Annotated in this window: 13 protein-coding genes, 1 tRNA gene and 1 pseudogene; 11 read left to right on the top strand and 4 right to left on the bottom strand. The window is 62.9% G+C overall.

Annotated features, from left to right (window positions below; all coding sequences use genetic code 11):
* Positions 1-81 precede the first annotated feature (81 nt).
* The 3 genes from M1248_RS09290 to M1248_RS09280 all read left to right on the top strand — a co-directional run bounded on the left by M1248_RS09290 (position 82) and on the right by M1248_RS09280 (position 2961).
* Entirely contained in the window at positions 82-2214 is a 2133-nt protein-coding gene (locus M1248_RS09290; RefSeq protein WP_317148169.1) for an ATP-dependent DNA helicase UvrD2, read from the top strand.
* 118 nt (positions 2215-2332) lie between these two features.
* A complete protein-coding gene (locus tag M1248_RS09285; RefSeq protein WP_083125066.1) occupies positions 2333-2521 on the top strand; it encodes a hypothetical protein in 189 nt (62 codons plus the stop codon).
* 158 nt (positions 2522-2679) lie between these two features.
* Positions 2680-2961 carry a WhiB family transcriptional regulator gene (locus M1248_RS09280; protein ID WP_163738517.1) on the top strand — a complete coding sequence of 94 codons (282 nt, stop codon included), beginning with the start codon at positions 2680-2682 and terminating at the stop codon, positions 2959-2961.
* 33 nt (positions 2962-2994) lie between these two features.
* On the opposite strand, the gene M1248_RS09275 is transcribed toward M1248_RS09280, so the two are convergent.
* The 3 genes and pseudogenes from M1248_RS09275 to M1248_RS09265 form a co-directional block, all read right to left on the bottom strand.
* Entirely contained in the window at positions 2995-4341 is a 1347-nt protein-coding gene (locus tag M1248_RS09275; RefSeq protein ID WP_163738521.1) for an ABC1 kinase family protein, read from the bottom strand.
* Between the two features lie 36 nt (positions 4342-4377).
* Entirely contained in the window at positions 4378-5205 is an 828-nt protein-coding gene (locus tag M1248_RS09270) for a cyclodehydratase (RefSeq protein ID WP_317148168.1), read from the bottom strand.
* 38 nt (positions 5206-5243) lie between these two features.
* Positions 5244-6681 (bottom strand): annotated as a pseudogene (locus M1248_RS09265) (zinc-dependent metalloprotease); the annotation flags it as partial.
* Positions 6682-6762: 81 nt separating this feature from the next.
* Here M1248_RS09265 and M1248_RS09260 point away from each other — a divergent pair.
* The 3 genes from M1248_RS09260 (at position 6763) to M1248_RS09250 (ending at position 11004) form a co-directional block, all read left to right on the top strand.
* On the top strand, positions 6763-7785 hold the full coding sequence (locus tag M1248_RS09260) for a PDZ domain-containing protein (protein ID WP_163736396.1): 1023 nt from the start codon (positions 6763-6765) through the stop codon (positions 7783-7785).
* Positions 7786-7866: 81 nt separating this feature from the next.
* A complete protein-coding gene (locus M1248_RS09255) occupies positions 7867-10878 on the top strand; it encodes a UPF0182 family protein (RefSeq protein ID WP_317148166.1) in 3012 nt (1003 codons plus the stop codon).
* A 52-nt stretch (positions 10879-10930) separates the two neighbouring features.
* Positions 10931-11004 (top strand) — tRNA-Met (locus tag M1248_RS09250).
* 43 nt (positions 11005-11047) lie between these two features.
* On the opposite strand, the gene M1248_RS09245 is transcribed toward M1248_RS09250, so the two are convergent.
* Positions 11048-12238, bottom strand: coding sequence for an IS481 family transposase (locus M1248_RS09245; protein ID WP_317148165.1), 1191 nt, complete (start codon positions 12236-12238; stop codon positions 11048-11050).
* An 821-nt stretch (positions 12239-13059) separates the two neighbouring features.
* Between M1248_RS09245 and M1248_RS09240 the strand changes: the two genes are divergently transcribed.
* The 5 genes from M1248_RS09240 (at position 13060) to M1248_RS09220 (ending at position 21258) form a co-directional block, all read left to right on the top strand.
* A complete protein-coding gene (locus tag M1248_RS09240) occupies positions 13060-13842 on the top strand; it encodes an alpha/beta hydrolase (protein ID WP_317148281.1) in 783 nt (260 codons plus the stop codon).
* A 652-nt stretch (positions 13843-14494) separates the two neighbouring features.
* Positions 14495-14914 (top strand): MmpS family protein, encoded by a 420-nt coding sequence (locus M1248_RS09235; protein WP_317148164.1) that lies wholly within the window; start codon positions 14495-14497, stop codon positions 14912-14914.
* The gene (locus M1248_RS09230; protein ID WP_317148163.1) at positions 14911-17787 is read left to right on the top strand and encodes an RND family transporter; all 2877 of its coding nucleotides are present in this window, start codon (positions 14911-14913) and stop codon (positions 17785-17787) included. Before M1248_RS09235 ends, M1248_RS09230 begins: the two co-directional genes overlap by 4 nt.
* A gap of 9 nt (positions 17788-17796) precedes the next feature.
* Positions 17797-20742: an RND family transporter gene (locus M1248_RS09225; protein WP_317148162.1), complete on the top strand. Its 2946-nt coding sequence runs from the start codon at positions 17797-17799 to the stop codon at positions 20740-20742.
* Between the two features lie 177 nt (positions 20743-20919).
* A complete protein-coding gene (locus tag M1248_RS09220; RefSeq protein ID WP_317148161.1) occupies positions 20920-21258 on the top strand; it encodes a hemophore-related protein in 339 nt (112 codons plus the stop codon).
* Positions 21259-21464 lie beyond the last annotated feature (206 nt).

The following is a 21464-nucleotide window of genomic DNA, read 5'->3' as shown; positions in this document are numbered from 1 at the left end:
TCGCAGTCAACGTAGTCGATGCGCCGAACATGCCCGCGGCATGCCCCGGATTTGTCGGCCCACCCTGACAAGATGGTCCGCATGCCGTTAGAGGTCGCATGCGCGCGCATCATCGACGACCTCGACGACGAGCAGCGCGAGGCCGTGCTCGCCCCCCGCGGTCCGGTCTGTGTGCTGGCCGGCGCGGGCACCGGAAAGACGCGCACCATCACCCGTCGCATCGGCCACCTCGTATCCGCCGGGCACGTCGCACCGGGACAGGTGCTGGCAGTGACGTTCACCCAGCGCGCCGCCGGTGAGATGCGTGCCCGGCTGCGTGCGCTCGATGATGGCGTCGGCACCGCGTCGGTTCAGGCGATGACGTTTCACGCCGCGGCCCGCCGTCAGTTGGCGTATTTCTGGCCCCGCGTCGTCGGCAACACCGGGTGGGAGCTGCTGGACACGAAGTTCGCCGTCGTCGCACAGTCCGCCAACCGCGCCGGGCTCAATGCCAGTACCGACGACGTCCGCGACCTCGCGAGCGAAATCGAATGGGCCAAGGGATCTTTGATCAGTCCGGAGACTTATCCCGCCGCCGTCGCGAAGGCAGGACGTGACATCCCCTTCGACGCGGCCAAAGTCGCGGCGGTGTACGCGGGATACGAGACGCTCAAGGCCCGCCGCGACGGGACAACACTGCTCGACTTTGACGACCTGCTGTTGCACACCGCCGCCGCAATCGAGAACGACGCGGCCGTGGCCCAGGAATTCCGCGATCGGTACCGCTGTTTCGTGGTCGACGAATACCAGGACGTCACACCGCTGCAGCAGCGTGTGCTCGACGCATGGCTGGGCGACCGCGACGACCTCACCGTCGTCGGCGATGCCAACCAGACGATCTACTCGTTCACCGGCGCGACACCGCAGTATCTGCTCGACTTCTCGCGGCGCTTTCCCGACGCCGCGGTGGTTCGGCTGGAGCGCGACTACCGCTCTACTCCGCAGGTGGTGTCGCTGGCCAACCGCGTCATCGCCGCGGCCCGCGGCCGGATGGCCGGCAGCAAGCTGCACCTGGTCGGCCAGCGTGACCCCGGCCCGGTGCCCACGTTCGCCGAACACCGTGACGAGGTCGCTGAGGCCGCCGCCGTCGCGAAGAGCGTCAAGCGACTCATCGGGGCGGGTACCGAAGCCGCCGAGATTGCGGTGCTGTACCGCATCAACGCGCAGTCCGAGGTCTACGAGGAGGCGTTGACGGAGGCGGGCATCCCGTTCCAAGTGCGCGGCGGCGAGGGGTTCTTCAGCCGCCAGGAGATCCGCCAATCGCTGGTGGCGCTGCAGCGCGCCGCCGACCGCGATGTCGACGGACCACTGCCGGAGATCGTCCGCGCCGTGCTTGAGCCGCTGGGCCTGACCGCCGAACCGCCGGCCGGCACCAAGGCTCGCGAGCGGTGGGAGGCCCTGACCGCGCTCGCCGAACTCGTCGACGAGGAGGTCGCGCAGCGCCCGTCGCTGGACCTGCGCGCTCTGCTCGTCGAGCTTCGGCAGCGCGCCGACGCACGGCACCCGCCCGTCGTCCAAGGCGTTACGCTCGCGTCGCTGCATGCCGCCAAGGGTCTGGAGTGGGACGCGGTGTTCCTCGTCGGTCTCGCCGACGGCACGCTGCCGATCTCCCATGCATTGGCGCACGGGCCAGACAGTGAGCCGGTCGAAGAGGAGCGTCGGCTGCTCTATGTCGGAATCACAAGGGCGCGAATGCATTTGGCGCTGAGCTGGGCGCTGGCCAGAGCTCCTGGTGGGCGACAGAGCCGTAAGCCGTCGCGGTTCCTCAACGGTGTCGCACCGCAGGTGTCGGCGGACAGCAGCCCCAGCAAGCCGCGTCGGCCCAAGGGCGCTGCGCCGCGCTGCCGCGTGTGCAACGCCGCCCTGACGGCCCCTGCGGCGATCGTGCTGCGTCGCTGCGAGGCGTGCCCGTCCGATATAGACGAGAACCTGCTCGCGGAGCTCAAAGACTGGCGGCTGCGCACCAGCAAAGAGTTGAGCGTGCCTGCATACGTGGTGTTCACCGACAACACGTTGATCGCGATCGCCGAGACGTTGCCTGGCGACGACGCCGCGCTGGTGGCGATTCCCGGCATCGGTGCGCGCAAGCTGGAGCAGTACGGCGCCGACGTTCTCGCACTGGTGAAAGGCCGCAGCGGCCCCGCCGGCGACAGCGGACACCGCCAATCCTCGTAAAAATCGTGCCAAAGCCGCAGGTCAGAAAATCAGTTGTCAGTTTTCCCTGTTACGCTTAGCCTCAAGATCGCACACACCAGCCGTGTGATTTGTCGTGTGAAAGGAGGGTCCCGAGAACATGTCGAGCATCAATGCTTTTGACGCCGTAGGCATCGCCGGCGGTTCGTGGACCCTCCGTGTCCCCGCTGCCGCTGAGCATCCCGCCATGGCGTACGTCGCCGCGGGTGCCGCAGCTGCTATTTCCCCGCAGCGCAAGCGCCGCACCGCCACCGCGACTGAAGAGTCCGTGAATCGGGGCACCATCTAGGTAAGCCACGATTTCGCCCAAAGGCCACGGACCCGCAGTCACCGGATCCGTGGCCAAAGTTTTTTGGGAGTCAGTCGGACACCGAAAGACCTGGTCAGGATCCATCGAAAAGACCGATGAGATACGAAACCGACGACCAGGAAGCTGGAGGACTGGACATGTCACTCGGGACATGCCGACAACGGACAAAGCTGGCGGTGCCCTGTCACCTGAACGACCCCGACCTGTGGTTCGCCGAGAGCCCGGTCGAATTGGAACGCGCCAAGTCGCTGTGTGGCGCATGCCCGATCCGGCGCGAGTGCCTGGCGGCCGCGCTCGAGCGCGCGGAACCGTGGGGCGTCTGGGGTGGCGAGATCTTCGATCGCGGCCTCATCATCGAGCGCAAGCGCCCAAGGGGTCGGCCACGCAAGAACACCGAGGACAGCCCGGCAGCGGCGTGAGCTCTGCCGGGTTGCCCCGGCCCGATCGCGGTATCACGCCGCTTCGTCGGCGAAGCCCGGGATCAGCTCTGTCGCAAGGCGTTTGGCTGGAACATGCGCGTCGAGCTGACACGCGATCGCGACGTTGGACGCGATCACCCGCATCGGGATCGCCAGCTTGGACGGAATGTCCATCTGTCGCGCGGCCTTGAGCTGGCCCGCGGCGCGGTCGGGTGAAAGGTTCCCTACAGTGTTGCGCTGCAGCCATTTGCGCGTGTAGTGGAAGACCTCAACCTCGAGTGGCTCCACGTACTGCTTCATCATCTCGTCCATCTCGCGTTTGGACACATGCTCGCCCTTCTGGACGAAACCGATCGCCTGCATGGCCGCCAGCAGGTTGTCGTACTCATCGTTGAGCGCGTAACGCGTGGCCATACCGATTTCGGGGGGTATACCGCCCGGCATCGGCGCAACCGCACCGAAGTCGATGACACCCATTTTTCCGTCGGGCAACAGCATGAAATTTCCCGGATGCGTGTCGCCGTGCATCATCTCGAGACGCTTCGGCGCGTCGTAGGTCAGCTCGAACAATCGGGTGGCCATCAAGTCGCGCTGTTCCTGCGTGCCCTCGCGAATGATCACCGACATCGGGACACCTTCGATCCATTCCTGGATCACCACCTTTGGTGCGCTGGCCACGATGTGCGGGACCACGAAGTGAGGGTGCCCGTCATACGCTTTCGCGAACGCGCGTTGGTTGTCCGCCTCCAGCCGGTAGTCGAGTTCCATCTCCGTGCGTTCGATCAGCTCATCGACAACGCCTTGGATATCGGCCCCAGGGGCGAGCTGCTTGAATACGCTGACCAACCGCTGAATGGTCTTGAGATCGGCGCGCAGAGCCTCATCGGCTCCCGGGTACTGGATCTTGACCGCGACCTCGCGGCCGTCGGCCCACACTGCCTTGTGCACCTGACCGATGCTGGCCGACGCGACGGCCTTGTCGTCGAAAGAGGTCAACCGATCGCGCCACTTGGTGCCCAGTTGTCCGTCGAGGACGCGGTGGACCTTGGCGGCGGGTAGCGGCGGGGCCTCTCGCTGCAGTTTGGTCAGCGCTTCGCGGTACGGCTTGCCGTATCGCTCGGGGATGGCGGCCTCCATGACCGACAACGCCTGGCCGACCTTCATGGCGCCGCCCTTGAGCTCGCCCAGAACGGTGAACAGCTGCTGGGCGGCCTTGTCCATCAGCTCCGCGTTGACCTCGTCCTTGTCTTTGCCGGTCAGGCGTTTGCCGAAGCCCAGCGCGGCACGGCCGGCCATGCCGGCACCCAGTCCCGCCAGCTTGGCATTGCGCGCAGCTCGCCCCCGCTTGATCTCGCTCACCAGTCCATCATCCCTGACGATGCTGAGCGCACCGCAACGACTTGCCTACGAGCGTTGTCAGCAGCCGCAGCGCGGATGCTTCGGCCAATGGCGCGCGGCGATGGTGCCGACGTTCACGTCGAACTCCAAGGTGGTGTTCAACGTCGAGGGCGGCTCCGCGGTGTCGGCCATGTCAAGGCCGCCGTGCACCGCGCGCACGACACACTCGACCTGGTTGAGCGCCAGCGCCGCGGTCGCCAGCACCGTCGCCCGGTCGGCGCTGCCGACGGTGTCGCGTAGCTGTGCAGCGACCGCCGGCCAGGCCGAATCCCGGTCGCTGCGATGCAGATCCGCGCATTCCAGGCAGGACGTCACCCCGGGTAGCACCAACGGTCCGACGAGGCCGACACCGTCGCGCACTCGCACCGGAAGATAGGGCACCCCGTCGGCGTGCAGGTCACGCACCACCCGCGGGTCTGACACCAGGAAGTCGGCCAACACCGCCAAGTCGGCGGGCGCACCGGCATGGGTGCGGCTGCTCTGCGTGATGAGGGCACCCGAGCACCGCAGTGCCGAGGCGAGCAGGTCCGACAGCGGACCTCGGCCGTGGATTCGGATGGACGCGGCCCGGGTGCGCCGTCGGGAAGTGCTCGTCACGACCGCGGCGTCGACCAGAGACGAGACCAGCTCCGCCACGGCGTGCGTCCCGATCCCATTGGCGTGTTCGTCGAGCTGTGCCAGGGTCGCGCCGGACTGCAGGCGGCGGAGCAGATCAGCCAGCGTGCGCGCGGTCATTCCCGTCGGTGGACGGACCAGGACCGCCCGCCGTGGATCCCAGCCCACCTGCACGACGCCGTCGGGCCGCAACAGCACCGGTCTCGCGGGGTCGAGGACGTATCCCGCCATGCGAGGAGTGTGGCACGTCGGCGGCCAACCGCCGCCGAGTTATCCACAGGCGCCGAATCAGCGCTCGGAATCGTCTGTGTCCGTGTCCTTTTCGGTGGACTTCTCGAGGTCGGCCAAGGCTTGGTCGATGCCGCTGGTGTCACCGCCGATCATGCGGTCGATGAAGCCGGCCGGCTCGTCGAGGTCCTCCGCGCTGGGCAGGAGGTCGGGGTGTTGCCACACCGCGTCGCGGGCGTCGGAGCCGACGGCTTCGGTGAGCCGCTCCCACAGCGCCGCGGCCTCGCGCATCTTGCGCGGCCGCAGTTCCAGGCCGACAAGGGTGGCGAAGGTCTGTTCGGCGGGGCCGCCGGTGGCGCGTCGTCTACGCAATGTCTCCGACAGCGCCGACGTGCCGGGGATCCGGTCGCCCAACGCATCGGTGACGACGGTCTGCACCCATCCCTCGATCAGCGCGAGCAGCGTCTCCAGTCGCTCGAGCGCGGCGGTCTGCTCGGGTGTCGCCTTGGGCTCGAAGATTCCCTGGTTCAGCAGTTGTTCCATCTGCGACGGATCGGTCAGCGCCGCGGGGTTGAAGCCCTGCGCAAGTTCCTCCAGGCCACTCATGTCGATCTTCATGCCCTTGGCGAACGCCTCGACTGCGTTGAGCAGCTGGCTCGCCAGCCACGGCACGTGACTGAACAGGCGATGGTGCGCGGCCTCGCGCGCCGCGAGGAAGGTCAGGATCTCGCTGCGCGGCTGCTCCAGCCCCTCGGCGAGTGATTCGACAGCGGCAGGCATCAGCGCCGCAATACCCTTGGGGCCCAACGGCAATCCGATGTCGGTGGAGGTGAGCACCTCCTTCGACAGCGTGCCCAGCGCCTGACCCAGCTGCGAGCCGAACGCCATGCCGCCCATCTGGGTCATCATCGACAGCAGCGGGCCCGCCATCGATTTGGCCTCTTCGGGCAGCGACGACGCCCACACCGTGGAGATCTGTTCGGCCACCGGGTCGCACAGGCGTTTCCACGTGTCGAGCGTGTTGTCGACCCATTCGGTCGGCGTCCATGCCACCGCTTTCGTGGTGCCGGCGGGCAGTGCCGTGACGCCGTCGAGCCAGGTCTCGGCGAGATGGACGGCGTCGGAGATGGCCGCGCTGGTCTTCTCGGCGACCGGGGCGACGAAACCGATCGAGCTCGACGCGAGCTGTCGTGCCAGGTCGTAATTGACCGGGCCGGCTTTGGCGCCGCCGGCCGTGACGTTGCCGGCACCGCTGAACATCTCGCCGAGACGGCTGAAGATCTGACCCAACTGGGACATGTCGAACTCGGACCCGCCGGTGAAGCCCATGCCGAACGGGTCGCCAGGGGTGGGGTCGCCGGCTCCCCCCGAGCCTGAGCCGGAACCCGAGTCCGGATCCTTCTTACGTTTGTCTCGCTCGGGGTCGTCCCCGTGGGAGAAGCCGAAAGGCAGGTCAGCCATGCCCTCAACGGTACTCACAGGCGCCGCGCCATGTGAGAAGGCAGGTCACGCCGAGAGCGAAGTCTCTCGGTTTTGGAGCCAACCTTTACATTGGGCGGCGTGAACAGGCGCATTTTGACGTTGCTCGTCGCGCTGGTCCCGATTGTCGCGTTCGGAATTGTGCTGTCGATGGTGACGGTGCCGTTCGTGTCGCTGGGGCCGGGACCGACGTTCGACACACTCGGTGAGGTCGAGGGCAAGGAGGTCGTCGACATCGAGGGCACCGAGGTCCACCCGACGTCGGGACACCTGAACATGACCACGGTGTCTCAGCGCGACCAGTTGACTCTCGGTCAGGCGCTCGCGCTGTGGATGTCGGGCCGAGAACAACTGGTGCCGCGCGACCTGGTGTACCCGCCGGACAAGTCGAAGGACGAGGTCGACGAAGCCAACAACACCGACTTCCGTCAGTCCGAGGACAGCGCCGAATACGCCGCACTGCTCTACCTGAAGTACCCGATGGCTGTGACGGTCGAATCGGTCACCGAGGACGGTCCGTCGGCGGGCAAGCTGGAGGACGGCGATGCGATCGACTATGTCAACGGAAAGCCGGTGGCCGACCTCGACGCCTTCCAGGCGCTGATCAAGGACACCAAGCCGGGCGAGCAGGTGGTCTTGGATTACCGCCGCAAGAACGGTGACCTCGGCGCGGCGACCATCACGTTGGGTAAACACCCGGACAAAGACCAGGGTTACCTCGGGATCGGGGTGCTCGATGCGCCGTGGGCGCCGTTCACCGTCGAATTCAACCTGGCCAACATCGGCGGGCCGTCCGCGGGTTTGATGTTCAGCCTCGCGGTCGTCGACAAACTCACCACTGGTGACCTCAACGACGGCAAGTTCGTCGCGGGTACCGGAACCATCACCGGCGATGGCAAGGTGGGCGCGATCGGCGGCATCACGCACAAGATGCTGGCCGCCAGGGAGGCGGGCGCCACCATTTTCCTGGTCCCCGCCGAAAACTGCGAGGAAGCCAAGACGGCCCAACAGGATGGACTGGAACTGGTCAAGGTCGAGAACCTCGATCAGGCCGTCGCCGCGCTCAAGACGCTCTCAGCCGGTGGCGAACGCCCCGCATGCTGAGCGAACGCCACACCGCGCATGCGTAGAGTTGGGGCACGTCGGCAAAGACGTGTGGGAACGGTTAGAAACTGGAGTTGACGAGTGGGTATGCGGCCAGCGGCAAGAATGCCGAAGCTGACACGACGTAGCCGGGTCCTCATCGCGATTGCCGCGGTAGTTGTCCTGATCCTGTTGTTCGGGACGCGCCTGATCGATACATACGTCGAGTGGCTGTGGTTCGGCGAGCTCGGATACCGCTCGGTGTTCACGACTCAACTGTTCACCCGCCTTGTGGTGTTTCTGATCGCGTCGGTGCTGATCGGCGCGATCGTGTTCGCGGGGCTGGCGCTGGCGTATCGCACCCGGCCGGTGTTCGTCCCGACCACCGGCCCCAACGACCCGGTTGCGCGTTACCGCACCGCCGTGATGTCGCGGCTGCGGCTCGTCGGCATCGGCGTTCCGGCGTTCATCGGCGTCCTCGCGGGCATTGTGGCGCAGAGCTATTGGACCCGCATCCAGCTTTTCCTGCACGGCGGCAGCTTCGGGATCACCGACCCGCAATTCGGTATGGACCTCGGCTTCTACGCTTTCGATCTGCCGTTCTACCGGCTGGTCTTGAGTTTCCTGTTCGTCGCGACGTTCCTCGCGTTCATCGCAAACCTGGTGAGCCACTATCTCTTCGGCGGTATCCGGTTGTCCGGTCGCAGCGGAGCGCTCACCCGCGCGGCGCGCATTCAGCTGATCACGTTGGTCGGCGTTTTGATGCTGCTCAAGGCCGCCGCGTACTGGCTGGACCGCTATGAACTGTTGAGCCATACCCGCAGCGGCAAGCCATTCACCGGCGCGGGCTACACCGACATCAACGCGGTGCTGCCGGCGAAGCTCATCCTGATGGCCATCGCGGTCATCTGCGCGGCAGCCGTCTTCTCGGCGATTGTGTTGCGTGACTTGCGGATCCCTGCCATCGGCGTGGTCCTGCTGCTGTTGTCGTCGCTGGTGATCGGCGCCGGGTGGCCGTTGGTGGTCGAACAATTCAGCGTCAAACCGAACGCGGCGCAGAAGGAAAGTGAATACATCAGTCGAAGTATCGCCGCGACCAGACAGGCTTACGGGCTGACCGACGAGACGGTCACGTATCGCGATTACAGCGGAGATGCGCAGACGACGGCTCAGCAGGTGGCCAATGACCGTGCGACGACGTCGAACATCCGGCTGCTCGATCCGACGATCGTCAGCCCGGCGTTCACGCAGTTCCAGCAGGGCAAGAACTTCTATTACTTCCCGGACCATCTGGCGATGGACCGCTACACGGGCCGGGACGGAAACCTGCGTGACTTTGTCGTTGCCGCCCGCGAACTCAACCCTGACCGGCTGATCGACAACCAGCGCGACTGGATCAACCGGCACACCGTCTACACGCACGGCAACGGCTTCATCGCCTCGCCGGCCAACACCGTTCGCGGAGTCGCCAACGACCCCAACCAGAACGGTGGGTACCCCGAGTTCCTCGCGAGTGTCGTCGGCGCGAACGGCAGCGTCGTCTCGCCCGGACCCGCGCCGCTGGATCAGCCGCGAATCTATTTCGGTCCGGTGATCGCCAACACGGCCGCCGATTACGCGATCGTCGGGTTGAACGGCGGTCCCCGTGAATACGACTACGAGACGAACACCGAGACCAAGAACTACACCTACACCGGCACGGGCGGTGTGCGGATCGGCAACTGGCTGGCGCGCAGCGTGTTTGCGGCCAAGTACACCCAAGGCGCGTTCCTGCTCAACCGTGACATCGGTGAGAACAGCAAGATCCTGTTCAACCGCGATCCGGCCAAGCGGGTCGAGGCCGCGGCACCGTGGCTGACCACCGACACGACCGTGTACCCCGCCATTGTGAACAAGAAGATGGTGTGGATCGTGGACGGCTACACCACGCTCGACAACTACCCATACTCGCAGTTGACGACCCTTTCGAGCGCCACGGCGGACTCCAGCGAGGTGGCCGTCAACCGCCTGCAGGTGGACAAGCAGGTGTCCTACATCCGTAACTCGGTGAAGGCGACGGTCGACGCGTACGACGGCACGGTGACGCTGTATGCGCAGGACGAGTCCGATCCGGTGCTGCAGGCCTGGATGAAGGTGTTCCCGGGCACCGTCAAGCCCAAGAGCGACATCAGCCCCGAACTGCAACAGCACCTGCGTTACCCCGAGGATCTGTTCAAGGTTCAGCGTGCGTTGTTGGCCAAGTACCACGTCGACGATCCCGTGACGTTCTTCTCGACGTCGGATTTCTGGGACGTTCCGCTGGATCCGAACCCCACGGCGAGCAGCTATCAACCGCCGTACTACATCGTCGCCAAAAACCTTGCAAGCAACAACAATTCGGCGTCCTTCCAGCTGACCAGCGCGATGAACAGGTTCCGCCGAGACTTCCTGGCGGCCTACATCAGTGCCAGTTCGGACCCCGATACATACGGCAAGCTCACCGTGCTGACCATCCCCGGCCAGGTGAACGGACCGAAGCTGGCATTCAACGCGATCAGCACCGACACCGCGGTGAGCCAGGATCTCGGTGTCATCGGACGTGACAACCAGAACCGCATCCGGTGGGGCAATCTCCTCACGTTGCCCGTGGCTCAGGGTGGTCTGCTCTATGTCGCACCCGTTTACGCATCTCCAGGCGCCAGCGATGCCGCGTCGTCGTACCCCCGCTTGATCCGGGTGGCGATGATGTACAACGACAAGGTCGGTTACGGCCCCACGGTGCGCGACGCGCTGACAGAGCTGTTCGGGCCGGGTGCCGACGCGACCGCCACCGGCCCCGCGCCCACGGGCCCGGTGAACGGGCAGGCACCGGCTGCGACCCCGGCTCCCGACGGGCAGCCGCCGGCCGCGCAGCCGCCGGGCGATCAGCGCCCGCCTGAGGCGCAGGTTCCCGCAGCGGCCCTGCCGCCGGGTGGTCCCGTTCAGTTGTCGGCGGCCAAAGCCGCAGCGCTGCAAGATATCAACGCCGCGCTGGAGGCCCTGCAGGGCGCCCAGAGCGGTGGCGACTTCGCGGAGTACGGCGAGGCCCTGCAACGCCTCGACGACGCGGTGAAGAAGTACCAGTCAACTCGCTGAGCACTCGATTTGGAGGTGCACCGGCGCCTTGGGTAACCTTGCGTTCACCCGTCGCGGGGTGGAGCAGCTCGGTAGCTCGCTGGGCTCATAACCCAGAGGTCGCAGGTTCGAATCCTGTCCCCGCTACTATTGTGATGTCGCAAGACATCGGAATAGCCGCGGACCTAGGTTAGGTCCGCGGTTTTTTCCGTTTGGGGCCTTTGGGGGCGCCGGTGGGTTGGTAGTCCCTGGTGGGGTCGAGGGTGAAGTCGCGTAGGACTTCTCCGGTGGCGGCGTTGATGACGGTGATGTGGTGGTCTTGGGCCAGCACGAGGACGCGGGTTCGGTAGTGGTGGCGGCCGATGCCGATGTGGTGCAGGCGTCCGTTGACGCGCAGGGTGACCGATCCTGCTTGGTCGACGCGGTCGGTGCGTACGCGGTTGTGGGTGTCGATTCGTGTTGCTGGGTTGGCTTTGGGTCGGCTGGTGTAGATGACTGCTGGGGTGGCGCGGTGCGGTAGGGAGCGATGCGGGCGGCGGTGGTTGTACTCGTCGATGAACAGCTCGAGTTGGTGTTGTAGTTCGGCGATGGTCGCGGCGCGGGGTTGTCCGGTGAGCCATCGTTTGAGGGTTTGGTGGAAGCGTTCGACTTTCCCGCAGGTGGTCGGGTGGTTGGGGGTGGAGTTGATTTGGTGCACGCCTAGGCGGTGTAGTTCGGCTTCGAATGTGTTGCGTCCGCCTTTGCCGCCGGCGAATCGGGTGGTGAAGACCATGCCGTTGTCGGTCAGTGTGGAGTAGGGGATGCCGTGTTGGGCAACAGTTTTGCTGAATTCGGTGGCGACGATGTTGGCGGTGACGCGGCGGTGGGCGGTGACCGACTGTGCTAGGCGTGAGCAGTCGTCGAGCCAGCACAGGATCTCGATGTGGGTTCCGTGTGCCAGGCGCCAGTGGGTGAAGTCGGCTTGCCAGCGTTGGTTGGGTTGGGCGGCTGCGAAACGCAAGTAGGACGATTTGGGTCGTTTGGTCGGTGTGGGTTCGACCAGGCCGGCGCGGTGCAGGTGGCGGCTGATCGAGGCCGGCGAGATGTGTAGTTGGTGGTGGTGCTGCAGATGCCAGGCGATGGTGTGGGGTCCGGCGTCGAGTCCTTTGCCGACCAGGGTGTGGCGTAGCTCGATGATCAGATCGATGGTGGTCTGCGCCAGCCGTTTCGGGCTGGTGTGGGGGCGTCGCGAGCGCGGTTCGAACGCGGCGTCGCCTTCGAGGGTGTAGCGCTTGATCAGTCGGGAGATCCAGCTTTGGGAGACGCCGTAATCGCGGGCGAACTGCGATTGTGAGCGGCCCTCGACGAGCACTGCAGTGATGACCAAACGCGCCTTCGACACCAGCTGAAACTGGCCGATTCACCTATTCCGATGTCTTGAGACACCCCATTCCGATGTCCTGAAACACCACACTGTCCCCGCTACTAAATGAAACGGCCCCCGGAGATAACTCCTGGGGGCCGTTTTCATGCCATCTCCAGGGCGTCAGTAACTCAGCGTTGGTGACGACGAACCTCTCGATCACCGCTGGGCCGAGCAGTGCGAGGTTCTCGCTCGAACTACGCGCTCGGGTCTTGGCCCCCTCGTCGTGCGGGTTATCGCTTCCGTACACCAGCACGTCCTGGGGGTCAGGCGCCTCGATAGTGCCGATCGGCAACGTGGGGTCTGTCGACGACACGCGGGGCTGCCGTTGCCGCGCCCGTAGTCGACCCAGGCCGGCGAGTCGAGGATGCCGTAGTTGCCACCGGGGTGGAACAGCACCGGCAGGGCGTGGGCGAACCACGGCGTCCCAGACAGATCCACGTCGGGGTGCCCTGGCGAGATACCGCACACCAGTCGTTGCAGCCGATCAGCAGCGTTAGGGCGCCAGCTATAACACCCCATCGGACAAGCGGCGTAATCACGCCGAGAGTTACTCTGCGGTGAGGTAACCCGGCAATTCGCGCACATGAGAATCCTGGGCCTTGGCCATGAATTCCACCGCCTCGCAAGCCAATTCATTGACAGAGAGGACGGTGGCCCCGGTGGCGTCCCCCGCGGGGAAAACCGTCGTCCACCGATCGGATGACAGGCAGACACGGCGCATCCACCGCTCGGCGCGGGACGGCCCGCTGAGGTCGCGCTCGCGAGGGTGCCGATACTCGTAGTACCGTCCCAGCGTGGTGAACCTCGCCTACGACGACCGCGGCAGCGGGGAGGCAGTGCTCTTCATTTCCGGCCATGGGGGTGTGGGGCGCACGTGGCAGGTCCATCAAGTCCCAGCTTTCCTTGCGGCTGGTTACCGCGTCGTCACGTTTGACAACAGGGGAGTGGGCGCGACAGCGAATGCCGAGCGGTTGACGACAGCAACAGCAGTGGCTGACACCGTCGAGTTGATCGAGAGGCTCGACCTCGGCCGAGTGCGGCTCGTCGGCGTCTCGATGGGCTCGTATATCGCCCAGGAACTGATGCTTGGCCGGCCTGACCTGGTGAGCCAGGCCGCCCTGATGGCCACCCGGGGCCGACATGACCGCGCGCGCGAGTTCTTCTTCACCGCCGAAAGGGAGTTCGCTGACGCAGGCATCCAGCTGCCGCCCAGCTACGAAGCGAAACTTCGTTTGCTTGACGGGTTTTCACCAAAAACGTTGAATGATGACAGGGTCGTCCAGGACTGGATCGACACGTTCACGATGTGGCCCACTACATCGACTTCCGGAGTTCGCGCACAGTTTGCCGTCGCGCCGGAGAACAACCGACTGCCCGCCTACCGGGCGATCACTGCACCCGTGTTGGTGATCGGATTCGCCGATGACCTTGTCATGCCCCCTCACCTCGGCGCCGAGGTGGCAGACGCTGTCCCAAACGGACGGTATTTGGAGATTGCCGACACCGGCCATCTGGGATTTCTCGAACGACCAGAAGCGGTGAACTCCGCAATCCTTGAATTTTTCGCCCACGGCACCTAGAAGGCACGGTACGAGTTTGTTCGGGCAGCGCGTCTGCGCTGCCACGAGGCTGGTCATCGACGCGCGATCTCAGCTATACCGCCGGGCCCCTTCTGCGGTTCCGGCTACGCCCGTGACCCGCCTGTGAGGTGCGCTGTGTGGTCGTCCTGCGAGCACGCTCCGGCTCAGCAAACCGACCGTTGTTGTCGGTGACTCCGGCAGTCGCGGGACGCCGCGGTTGCTCCGATCGACAGGGCTTAGCAGTTCTATAGCAAATATTACGAATTTGTGTCGGCGTCGTCACGTAACGCAACTTAGTACTGCGCTGACAACTGCCACCGCAAACAGGCGTCTATCTTGTTGCGGGACGGTGAATCTACACCACGGCATACCTGACGCTGGACCTTTCGACGTAATTTGCGGGGGGTGCGGAATGTTCGTACCGTGCTTCTGTACAAGCAGTATGCATCGATCTCATCTCACGTTGGGAACAAGCCGAGATGGGAAGCTAATGGCATGCTTTACTCAAGGCGCAGTTAGCGCTGGCCGACGCCCAGCTACGTTCTAGGCCACCCGTACTGTGGCGGGTGACCTCCGACGTGAGGGGATGTTCGGGCGGATAACGCGTCGCCGGGCACGGAGATGAGGGAGGAGTTCGACAATTTTCCGGGTTTTGAAGCGACTGTGGATTCCGCTCCTGGTGCTGGCGGTGCTCGGCGCTGGGGGCTTCACCGTCTCGCGGCTGCACGGCATCTTCGGCTCCGAGAACCGCCCCTCGTATGCCGACACGAAGGTCGACGACACCAAACCCTTCAATCCCAAACAGCTGACATACGAGGTGTTTGGGCCTGCGGGTACGGTGGCTAACATCAGCTACTTCGACGAGAACGCTGAACCCACGTTTGTTGAGGGAGCGAGTTTGCCCTGGTCGGTGAAGTTCGACATCACCGAGACTGGGGGCGCCGGCAGCCTTCTGGCGCAGGGCGATAGCGACAGCATTGGCTGCCGCATCCTCATCGACGACGAGGTCAAAGCCGAGAAGGTCGCAAACCAGGTGAACGCCTTCACATCGTGTCTCCTGAAGGCCGCATGATCACCAAGAGCGAAGAACGCACCGAACGCCCGCTGATCGCGCGGACGATCCATCGATTTGGTGTGCTCATCATTCTGGCGTGGGTGGCCATCACCGTCGTCCTGACGCTTGCCGTTCCGCCTTTGGAGCAGGTCGAGAGAGAACATGCAGTGGCGCTGAGTTTGGAAGATGCGCCATCGTTCAAGGCGTCACAGCGAATAGCTCGAGCCTTCGACGAAACCTCCTCGGGTGCGCTGGCCGTGATCGTCCTGGAGGGCGATCAGACCCTTGGCGACGATGCCCACAGGTACTACGACGAAATCATTCGTCAGCTACGCGACCAAACCGGTCATGTGCAGCACATTCAGGATTTCTGGGGAGATCCGCTTACGGCTGACGCTGCGCAAAGCGCTGACGGCAAAGCCGCGTTTGTCCAGGTCAATCTGATCGGTCAACCGGGCCAAGCCGAGGGCAACAAGTCGGTCGAAGTCGTTCAAGACATCTTGGCGCGCACTCCCGCACCTCCCGGAGTCAAGGCTTACGTCACTGGACCCGCGGCGATCGTCGCCGACATGGGTGAGAGTGGCAACAGAACGGTCATCCTGATCACGGCGGTCAGTCTCACGGTGATTCTGGTGATGCTGTTACTGGTCTTTCGTTCGATCACCACCACAATCGTCATATTGCTGACCGTCGGGATCGAACTACAGGTCGCACGGGGAATCATCGCGTTTCTCGGAATGCACGGGGTCGTCGGGCTGACGACCTTCGTGGTCAATCTCCTGGTGTCCATCGGGATCGCGGCGGGAACTGATTACGGGATATTCTTCTTTGGACGCTACAAAGAGGCACGTGAAACCGGCGAGGACCGCGAGGCGGCGTTCTATACCACCTACCGCGGGGTGGCTAAGGTGGTTCTGGCGTCTGGTGTCACCATCGCCGGCGCAATTTTCTGCCTGAGCTTCACACGGCTGCCTTTCTTCCAACCCCTGGGCGTACCCGGCGCGCTAGGGATCGTCGTCGCGGTCGCGGTGGCCCTTACGTTGGTTCCGGCCATTCTGGCTGCCGGCAGCCGTTTCGGGTTATTTGAGCCCAAGCGGCAAATTCACACTCGTAGGTGGCGGCGGATCGGTACAGCGATCGTTCGCTGGCCCGCGCCTATCTTCATCGCCACAGCGGCCCTGTCCCTCGTCGGATTGTTGACGCTGCCTGGATACATGCCCAGCTACAACGACGTGAAGTCCTTGCCCCAAGATATCCCCGCCAATCAGGGTTATGCGGCCGCAGCACGACATTTTCCAGAATCGCGAATGACGGCGCCTGACCTGCTGATGATCGAATCCGATCATGATATGCGGAATGCTAGTGACCTGCTGATATTGAACAAAGTCGCCAAGGCCGTCTTTGCCGTTCCAGGCGTTGCCAACGTGCAGTCGATTACTCGTCCACAGGGAACCCAGATCGCGCACACCACGATTCCATACATGATGAGTTCGTCAAACGCCGGCCAACTCTTGGGCTTGCCGTTCCAAAAGGAACGCATGGCAGACATGCTCAAGCAAGCCGACGAGATGTCCAAGACGATCAGCATCATGCAGCGTATGTACGGTCTGATGCAGCAGGTAGTCAGCACGACCACCCGAATGGTCGAAACCACGCATGAATTGCAGGACGTTACAAATGAATTGAGAGATAACCTTGCGGACTTCCAGGACTTCTTTCGACCGATCTTCAATTATCTTTACTGGGAGCCGCACTGCTACAACATTCCCCTCTGCTGGGCAATCAGATCCATAGCTGACTCGTTGAACAGCGTTGACGAGATCACAGTGAAAATGGAAGCTCTCGTCGAGAATCTCGATCAATTGAATGCGCTTCTGCCCCAAATACTGGTGTCCTTCCCCCAGATGATCGCGACGATGGAAAGCACCCGCACAATGATGCTGACCATGCACAGCACCATGTCCGGCACCATCAGCGCGATGGAGGAATCAAGCGATAATGCGACCGCGATGGGAAAGGCATTCGATGCCGCCAAGAACGACGACTCCTTCTATCTGCCCCCTGAAGTATTCGAGAATGAGGACTTTAAACGCGTTCTGAAGATCTTTCTATCTCCGGACGGAAAAGCGGCGCGCATGCTGATTGCGCAGAGGGGCGATCCAATGACGCCGGAGGGTGTCTCGAAGGTCGAACCGATCAGGAGTGCCGCCGAAGAAGCGCTCAAGGGCACTCCGCTCGAAGACAGCCGAATTTACCTCGCGGGCAGCGCGGCGGGTGTGAAAGACATCGTGGACGGCTCAAAATATGATCTTTTGATTGCGGGAGTCTCTGCGCTCTGTCTGATTTTCATCATCATGTTGCTCATGACTCGAAGTTTTATCGCGGCCTTGGTGATCGTCGGTACGGTGGCACTTTCTCTGGGTGCGTCCTTCGGACTGTCGATTCTGGTCTGGCAGCATCTTCTCGGCATCCAGTTGCAGTGGATGGTGTTGGCAATGTCGGTGATGGTGCTGTTGGCGGTCGGGTCTGATTACAATCTTCTGCTGGTCTCGCGAATGAAAGAGGAAGTCTCCGCGGGTATAAACACCGGCATCATCCGCGCAATGGGCGGCACTGGCCGGATAGTCACCGCCGCCGGTCTGGTATTCGCGGCCACCATGGCGTCAATGCTGGTCAGTGACCTGCTTACGCTCGGTCAACTCGGCGCCACCATTGCGGTGGGTCTGCTGTTCGACACCTTGATCGTCCGCGCCTTCATGACACCCTCGATCGCGGCGCTACTGGGACGCTGGTTCTGGTGGCCCCAACATGTACGGCCCCGCCCCGCCAGCGCACTGCTACGGTCGGTAGGACCGCGTCCCCTAGTGCGCTCCCTGCTGATGCGGGACTAGCGAAGCCGCATGAGCACTGAACACCGTCGGCCTCCATTTGTGGCGCGGACCATACGCAGGTTTGCGCCCGTCATCATCCTCGGTTGGCTGGTCTTGATTTTGATTTCGACGCTGGCGTCGGTCAGCGGGAACTGGGCGGCGGCAATCCCATCGTTGGAGCGGGTCGCGGAGGAGCATTCCGTTTCACTGATGCCCAAGGACGCCCCGTCGGTACAGGCCCTGACACGTATCGGCCATGTATTCGAGGAATCCGAGTCGGACAATTCCGCGATGATCGTGCTGGAGGGCGAGCAGCCACTCGGTGAAGATGCGCGGCAGTATTACGCCGGGTTGGTTCGCGACTTGAGAAACGATCCAAAACACGTCACGCATGTACAGGATCTCTGGGGGGACCGCCTCACGTCATCAAGCGTGCAAAGTCCCGACGGCAACGCCACGTATGTCCAATTGAATCTCGCGGGCGACCAAGGAACGGCTTTGGCCGACGAATCAGTGGATGCAGTGCGAGGGATCGTAGATCGGTCGCAGCCGCCGCCCGGTGTCGCAGCCTATGTGACCGGGCCAGGACCTCTCGCTTCAGACATGCAGCAGAGTGGCAACAATTCCATTCTCAAGATCACGGCCGTAACCGTCGTGATCATCTTCGTCGTCCTCCTCCTGGTGTATCGGTCAATCGTCACCGTGATCGTGTTGTTGATCATGGTCGGGTTCGAATTGGCGGCAGCCCGTGGAATCGTCGCGTTCCTCGGTCATACCGACGTGTTGGTGCTGTCGACATTTGCCGTCAACATGCTGGTTTTCCTCAGCATCGCTGCCGGAACCGATTACGGAATCTTCTTCTTCGGTCGGTATCAAGAGGCGCGCCAGGCGGGCGAGGACCCGGAAAAGGCCTACTACAGCATGTATCGCGGAGTCGCGCCTGTCGTATTGGCGTCGGGTTTGACGATAGCCGGTGCGATCTTCTGCCTGAGCTTTACCCGGCTGCCGTACTTCCACAGTATGGCTATCCCGTGCGCCATTGGCATGCTCGTGTCCGTCGCGGTCGCGGTGACGCTGGTTCCGGCGGGTGTGGCCCTGGGCAGCCGATTTGGCCTGTTGGAGCCGAAGCGGAAGCTACGCGTTCACAGATGGCGCGGGATCGGCACGGCGATCGTCCGCTGGCCCGCCCCCATTCTGGCCGCCTCGCTCGCGCTCGCACTCCTGGGTCTAGCGACGCTACCGGGCTACAAGACGAGCTATAACGACCGGTTGTATATTCCCGACGACATTCCAGCCAATCAGGGTTATGCCGCCGCTGAGCGTCATTTCTCTCAGGCTCGATTGATGCCGGATGTATTGCTCCTCGAGTCTGATCACGACTTGCGTAATCCCTCGGATTTTCTAATCTTGAATCGATTAGCGAAGGCGGTCTTCGGTATCCCAGGAATTTCTCGGGTGCAGGGCATAACTCGGCCCGAGGGAACGCCGATCGGTCACACGTCGATTCCGTTTATGCTCAGCCTGCAAAGTGCCAGCCAGATGCAAACGATAAAGTTCCAAGAAGAGCGAATGGATGACCTGCTCCGCCAGGCCGAGGACATGGCGACGCTGGTCCGAATAATGCAAACCCAATACACGCTGATGCGGCAGATGAACAAGATCACTCACGAAATGGTGTTGCAAACCCATGGGCTTAAGGATGCTCTGGACGAGACCCGGGACAATGTAGCCAATTTCGATGATTTCTTCCGCCCCATCCGAAATTACTTATATTGGGAACCGCATTGTTTTAATATCCCGATCTGCCACGCTTTCCGATCAATATTCGACACGATCGACGGCGTTAACGTCATCAGCGAGAAGGTAGAGCTGATGCTCGAGAATCTCGATCAGCTGGATTTGATCATGCCGCAATTGACCGAGCAGTTTCCTCTGCTGATCGCGAGTATGCAGAGTATTCGGACGATGATACTCACGATGCACAGCACCATGTCGGGCATGATCAGCACGATGGGCGAATCGAACGAGAATGTCACGGCGATGGGGCAAGCCTTCGATGCCAGCCGCAACGACGATTCCTTTTTCCTACCGCCAGAGGTTTTCGAGAACGAAGACTTCAAGCGAGCGATGAATTCATTCCTGTCCCCAGACGGCAAATCCGCCCGCTTCATCATTTCGCATCGCGGTGATCCGGCATCGACCGAGGGAATTGCACGAATCAATCAGATAAAGGCGGCAGCCGAAGAGTCCCTGAAAGGGACACCTCTGGTAGACGCCAAGATATCTCTTGCCGGCGCTGCGTCCACCGCGAAGGATTGGCGCGACGGGTCCACGTGGGATCTCTGGATCGCCGGTGTGGCAGCGCTTTGCTTGATTTTTGCCATCATGCTCATCATCACCCGAAGTTTCGTTGCTTCCTTGGTGATTGTGGGAACGGTGGCACTGTCGTTGGGCGCATCGTTTGGGGTTTCAGTGCTGCTCTGGCAGTACATTCTGGGCATCAATTTGCACTGGATGGTGCTCGCGATGTCGGTGATCATCTTGTTGGCGGTGGGCTCTGATTACAACCTGCTGCTGGTATCCCGAATGAAGGAAGAAATCGGCGCCGGTATCAACACGGGAATTATTCGCGCAATGGGCGGCACCGGCAAAGTCGTCACGACGGCCGGGGTGGTATTTGCGCTGACAATGGCCTCGATGGTGGTCAGCGACTTGCAGATCATCGGTCAAATCGGTACCACTATCGCACTGGGCCTGTTGTTCGACACCTTGATCGTACGGTCATTCATGACTCCGTCCATCGCCGCGTTGCTCGGACGGTGGTTCTGGTGGCCGCAACGGGTGCGTCCCCGCCCCGCCAGCTTCCTGCTTGACCCGTTAGGGCCTCGCTGGGCCGCACGGCGGTATCTGCTGGGAGAGAAGCAGCACGGCGACGAGGACCCGGTCACTGCCCCGGTACCGAGACCGTTGGGCTAGCTGAGACAACGGCGCGGCGCGGCGTAACGTTGGCGGGACGCCGGCCGATACGGGTAATGCACGTCTCGCCAAGGTTCGATCCACGGGACGGTGGTAGCTCGGCCTTTGATGGGTAATCTCGGTTTGGCTACGCAATGGAAGATGAGTGAAGCACCTAGTAAGGGGAGGCTCCAACACATGATCAAACTGTCGATGACCACGCTGGCTGTCGCGGTCGGGGGTCTCGGATTGTCCTTGGCCGCCGGGGTGGGAGTGGCGTCCGCACAGCCTGATCTGGGTCCGGCCGTCAACACAACGTGCAGTTACCCGCAACTGGTTTCTGCGCTGAACGCGCAAAGCCCGGAAACCGGCGCGGCGTTCAATAAACAACCGGTGTTGAAGGCCGGCTTGCAGCAGTTCCTTGCCTCGGGCCCGGCGCAGCGTCAGGAGATGGCCACGCGGATTGCAGCTGCGCCGTGGGCTCAGCCGTACCTGGGTTCTATCCAGGCCGCGTTTGCCACCTGCCAGGGTTTCTGAGTGAACGGCGCGAACTCGTCTACGTTCGCGCCCTGATGTTTAGGCCGGGCTGAAAGCTCGGTTTCGGTATCTTCCGCTGGTGTGGGGCAGCCGAGCGGGCTACACGTATCGAGGTAGCTCGCCCGGCTCGCCACTCGGTTGTTTGTTGGCTGCGCCGTCGGGTTAGGCGTCCAGGCGGGCGAACTGATCGTGGCGGTACTGTTCGA

The sequence above is a fragment of the Mycobacterium sp. 29Ha genome, assembly GCF_032883055.1.
GTDB classification, from domain to species: domain Bacteria; phylum Actinomycetota; class Actinomycetes; order Mycobacteriales; family Mycobacteriaceae; genus Mycobacterium; species Mycobacterium gallinarum.
This window is presented reverse-complemented; position numbering and strand designations above follow the sequence as displayed.

Coding starts and splice junctions, on each gene's coding strand:
- M1248_RS09290 (WP_317148169.1), top strand. CDS start 82: ATGCCGTTAGAGGTCGCATGCGCGCGCATCATCGACGACCTCGACGAC.
- M1248_RS09285 (WP_083125066.1), top strand. CDS start 2,333: ATGTCGAGCATCAATGCTTTTGACGCCGTAGGCATCGCCGGCGGTTCG.
- M1248_RS09280 (WP_163738517.1), top strand. CDS start 2,680: ATGTCACTCGGGACATGCCGACAACGGACAAAGCTGGCGGTGCCCTGT.
- M1248_RS09270 (WP_317148168.1), bottom strand. CDS start 5,205: ATGGCGGGATACGTCCTCGACCCCGCGAGACCGGTGCTGTTGCGGCCC.
- M1248_RS09230 (WP_317148163.1), top strand. CDS start 14,911: ATGATCACCAAGAGCGAAGAACGCACCGAACGCCCGCTGATCGCGCGG.
- M1248_RS09225 (WP_317148162.1), top strand. CDS start 17,797: ATGAGCACTGAACACCGTCGGCCTCCATTTGTGGCGCGGACCATACGC.
- M1248_RS09220 (WP_317148161.1), top strand. CDS start 20,920: ATGATCAAACTGTCGATGACCACGCTGGCTGTCGCGGTCGGGGGTCTC.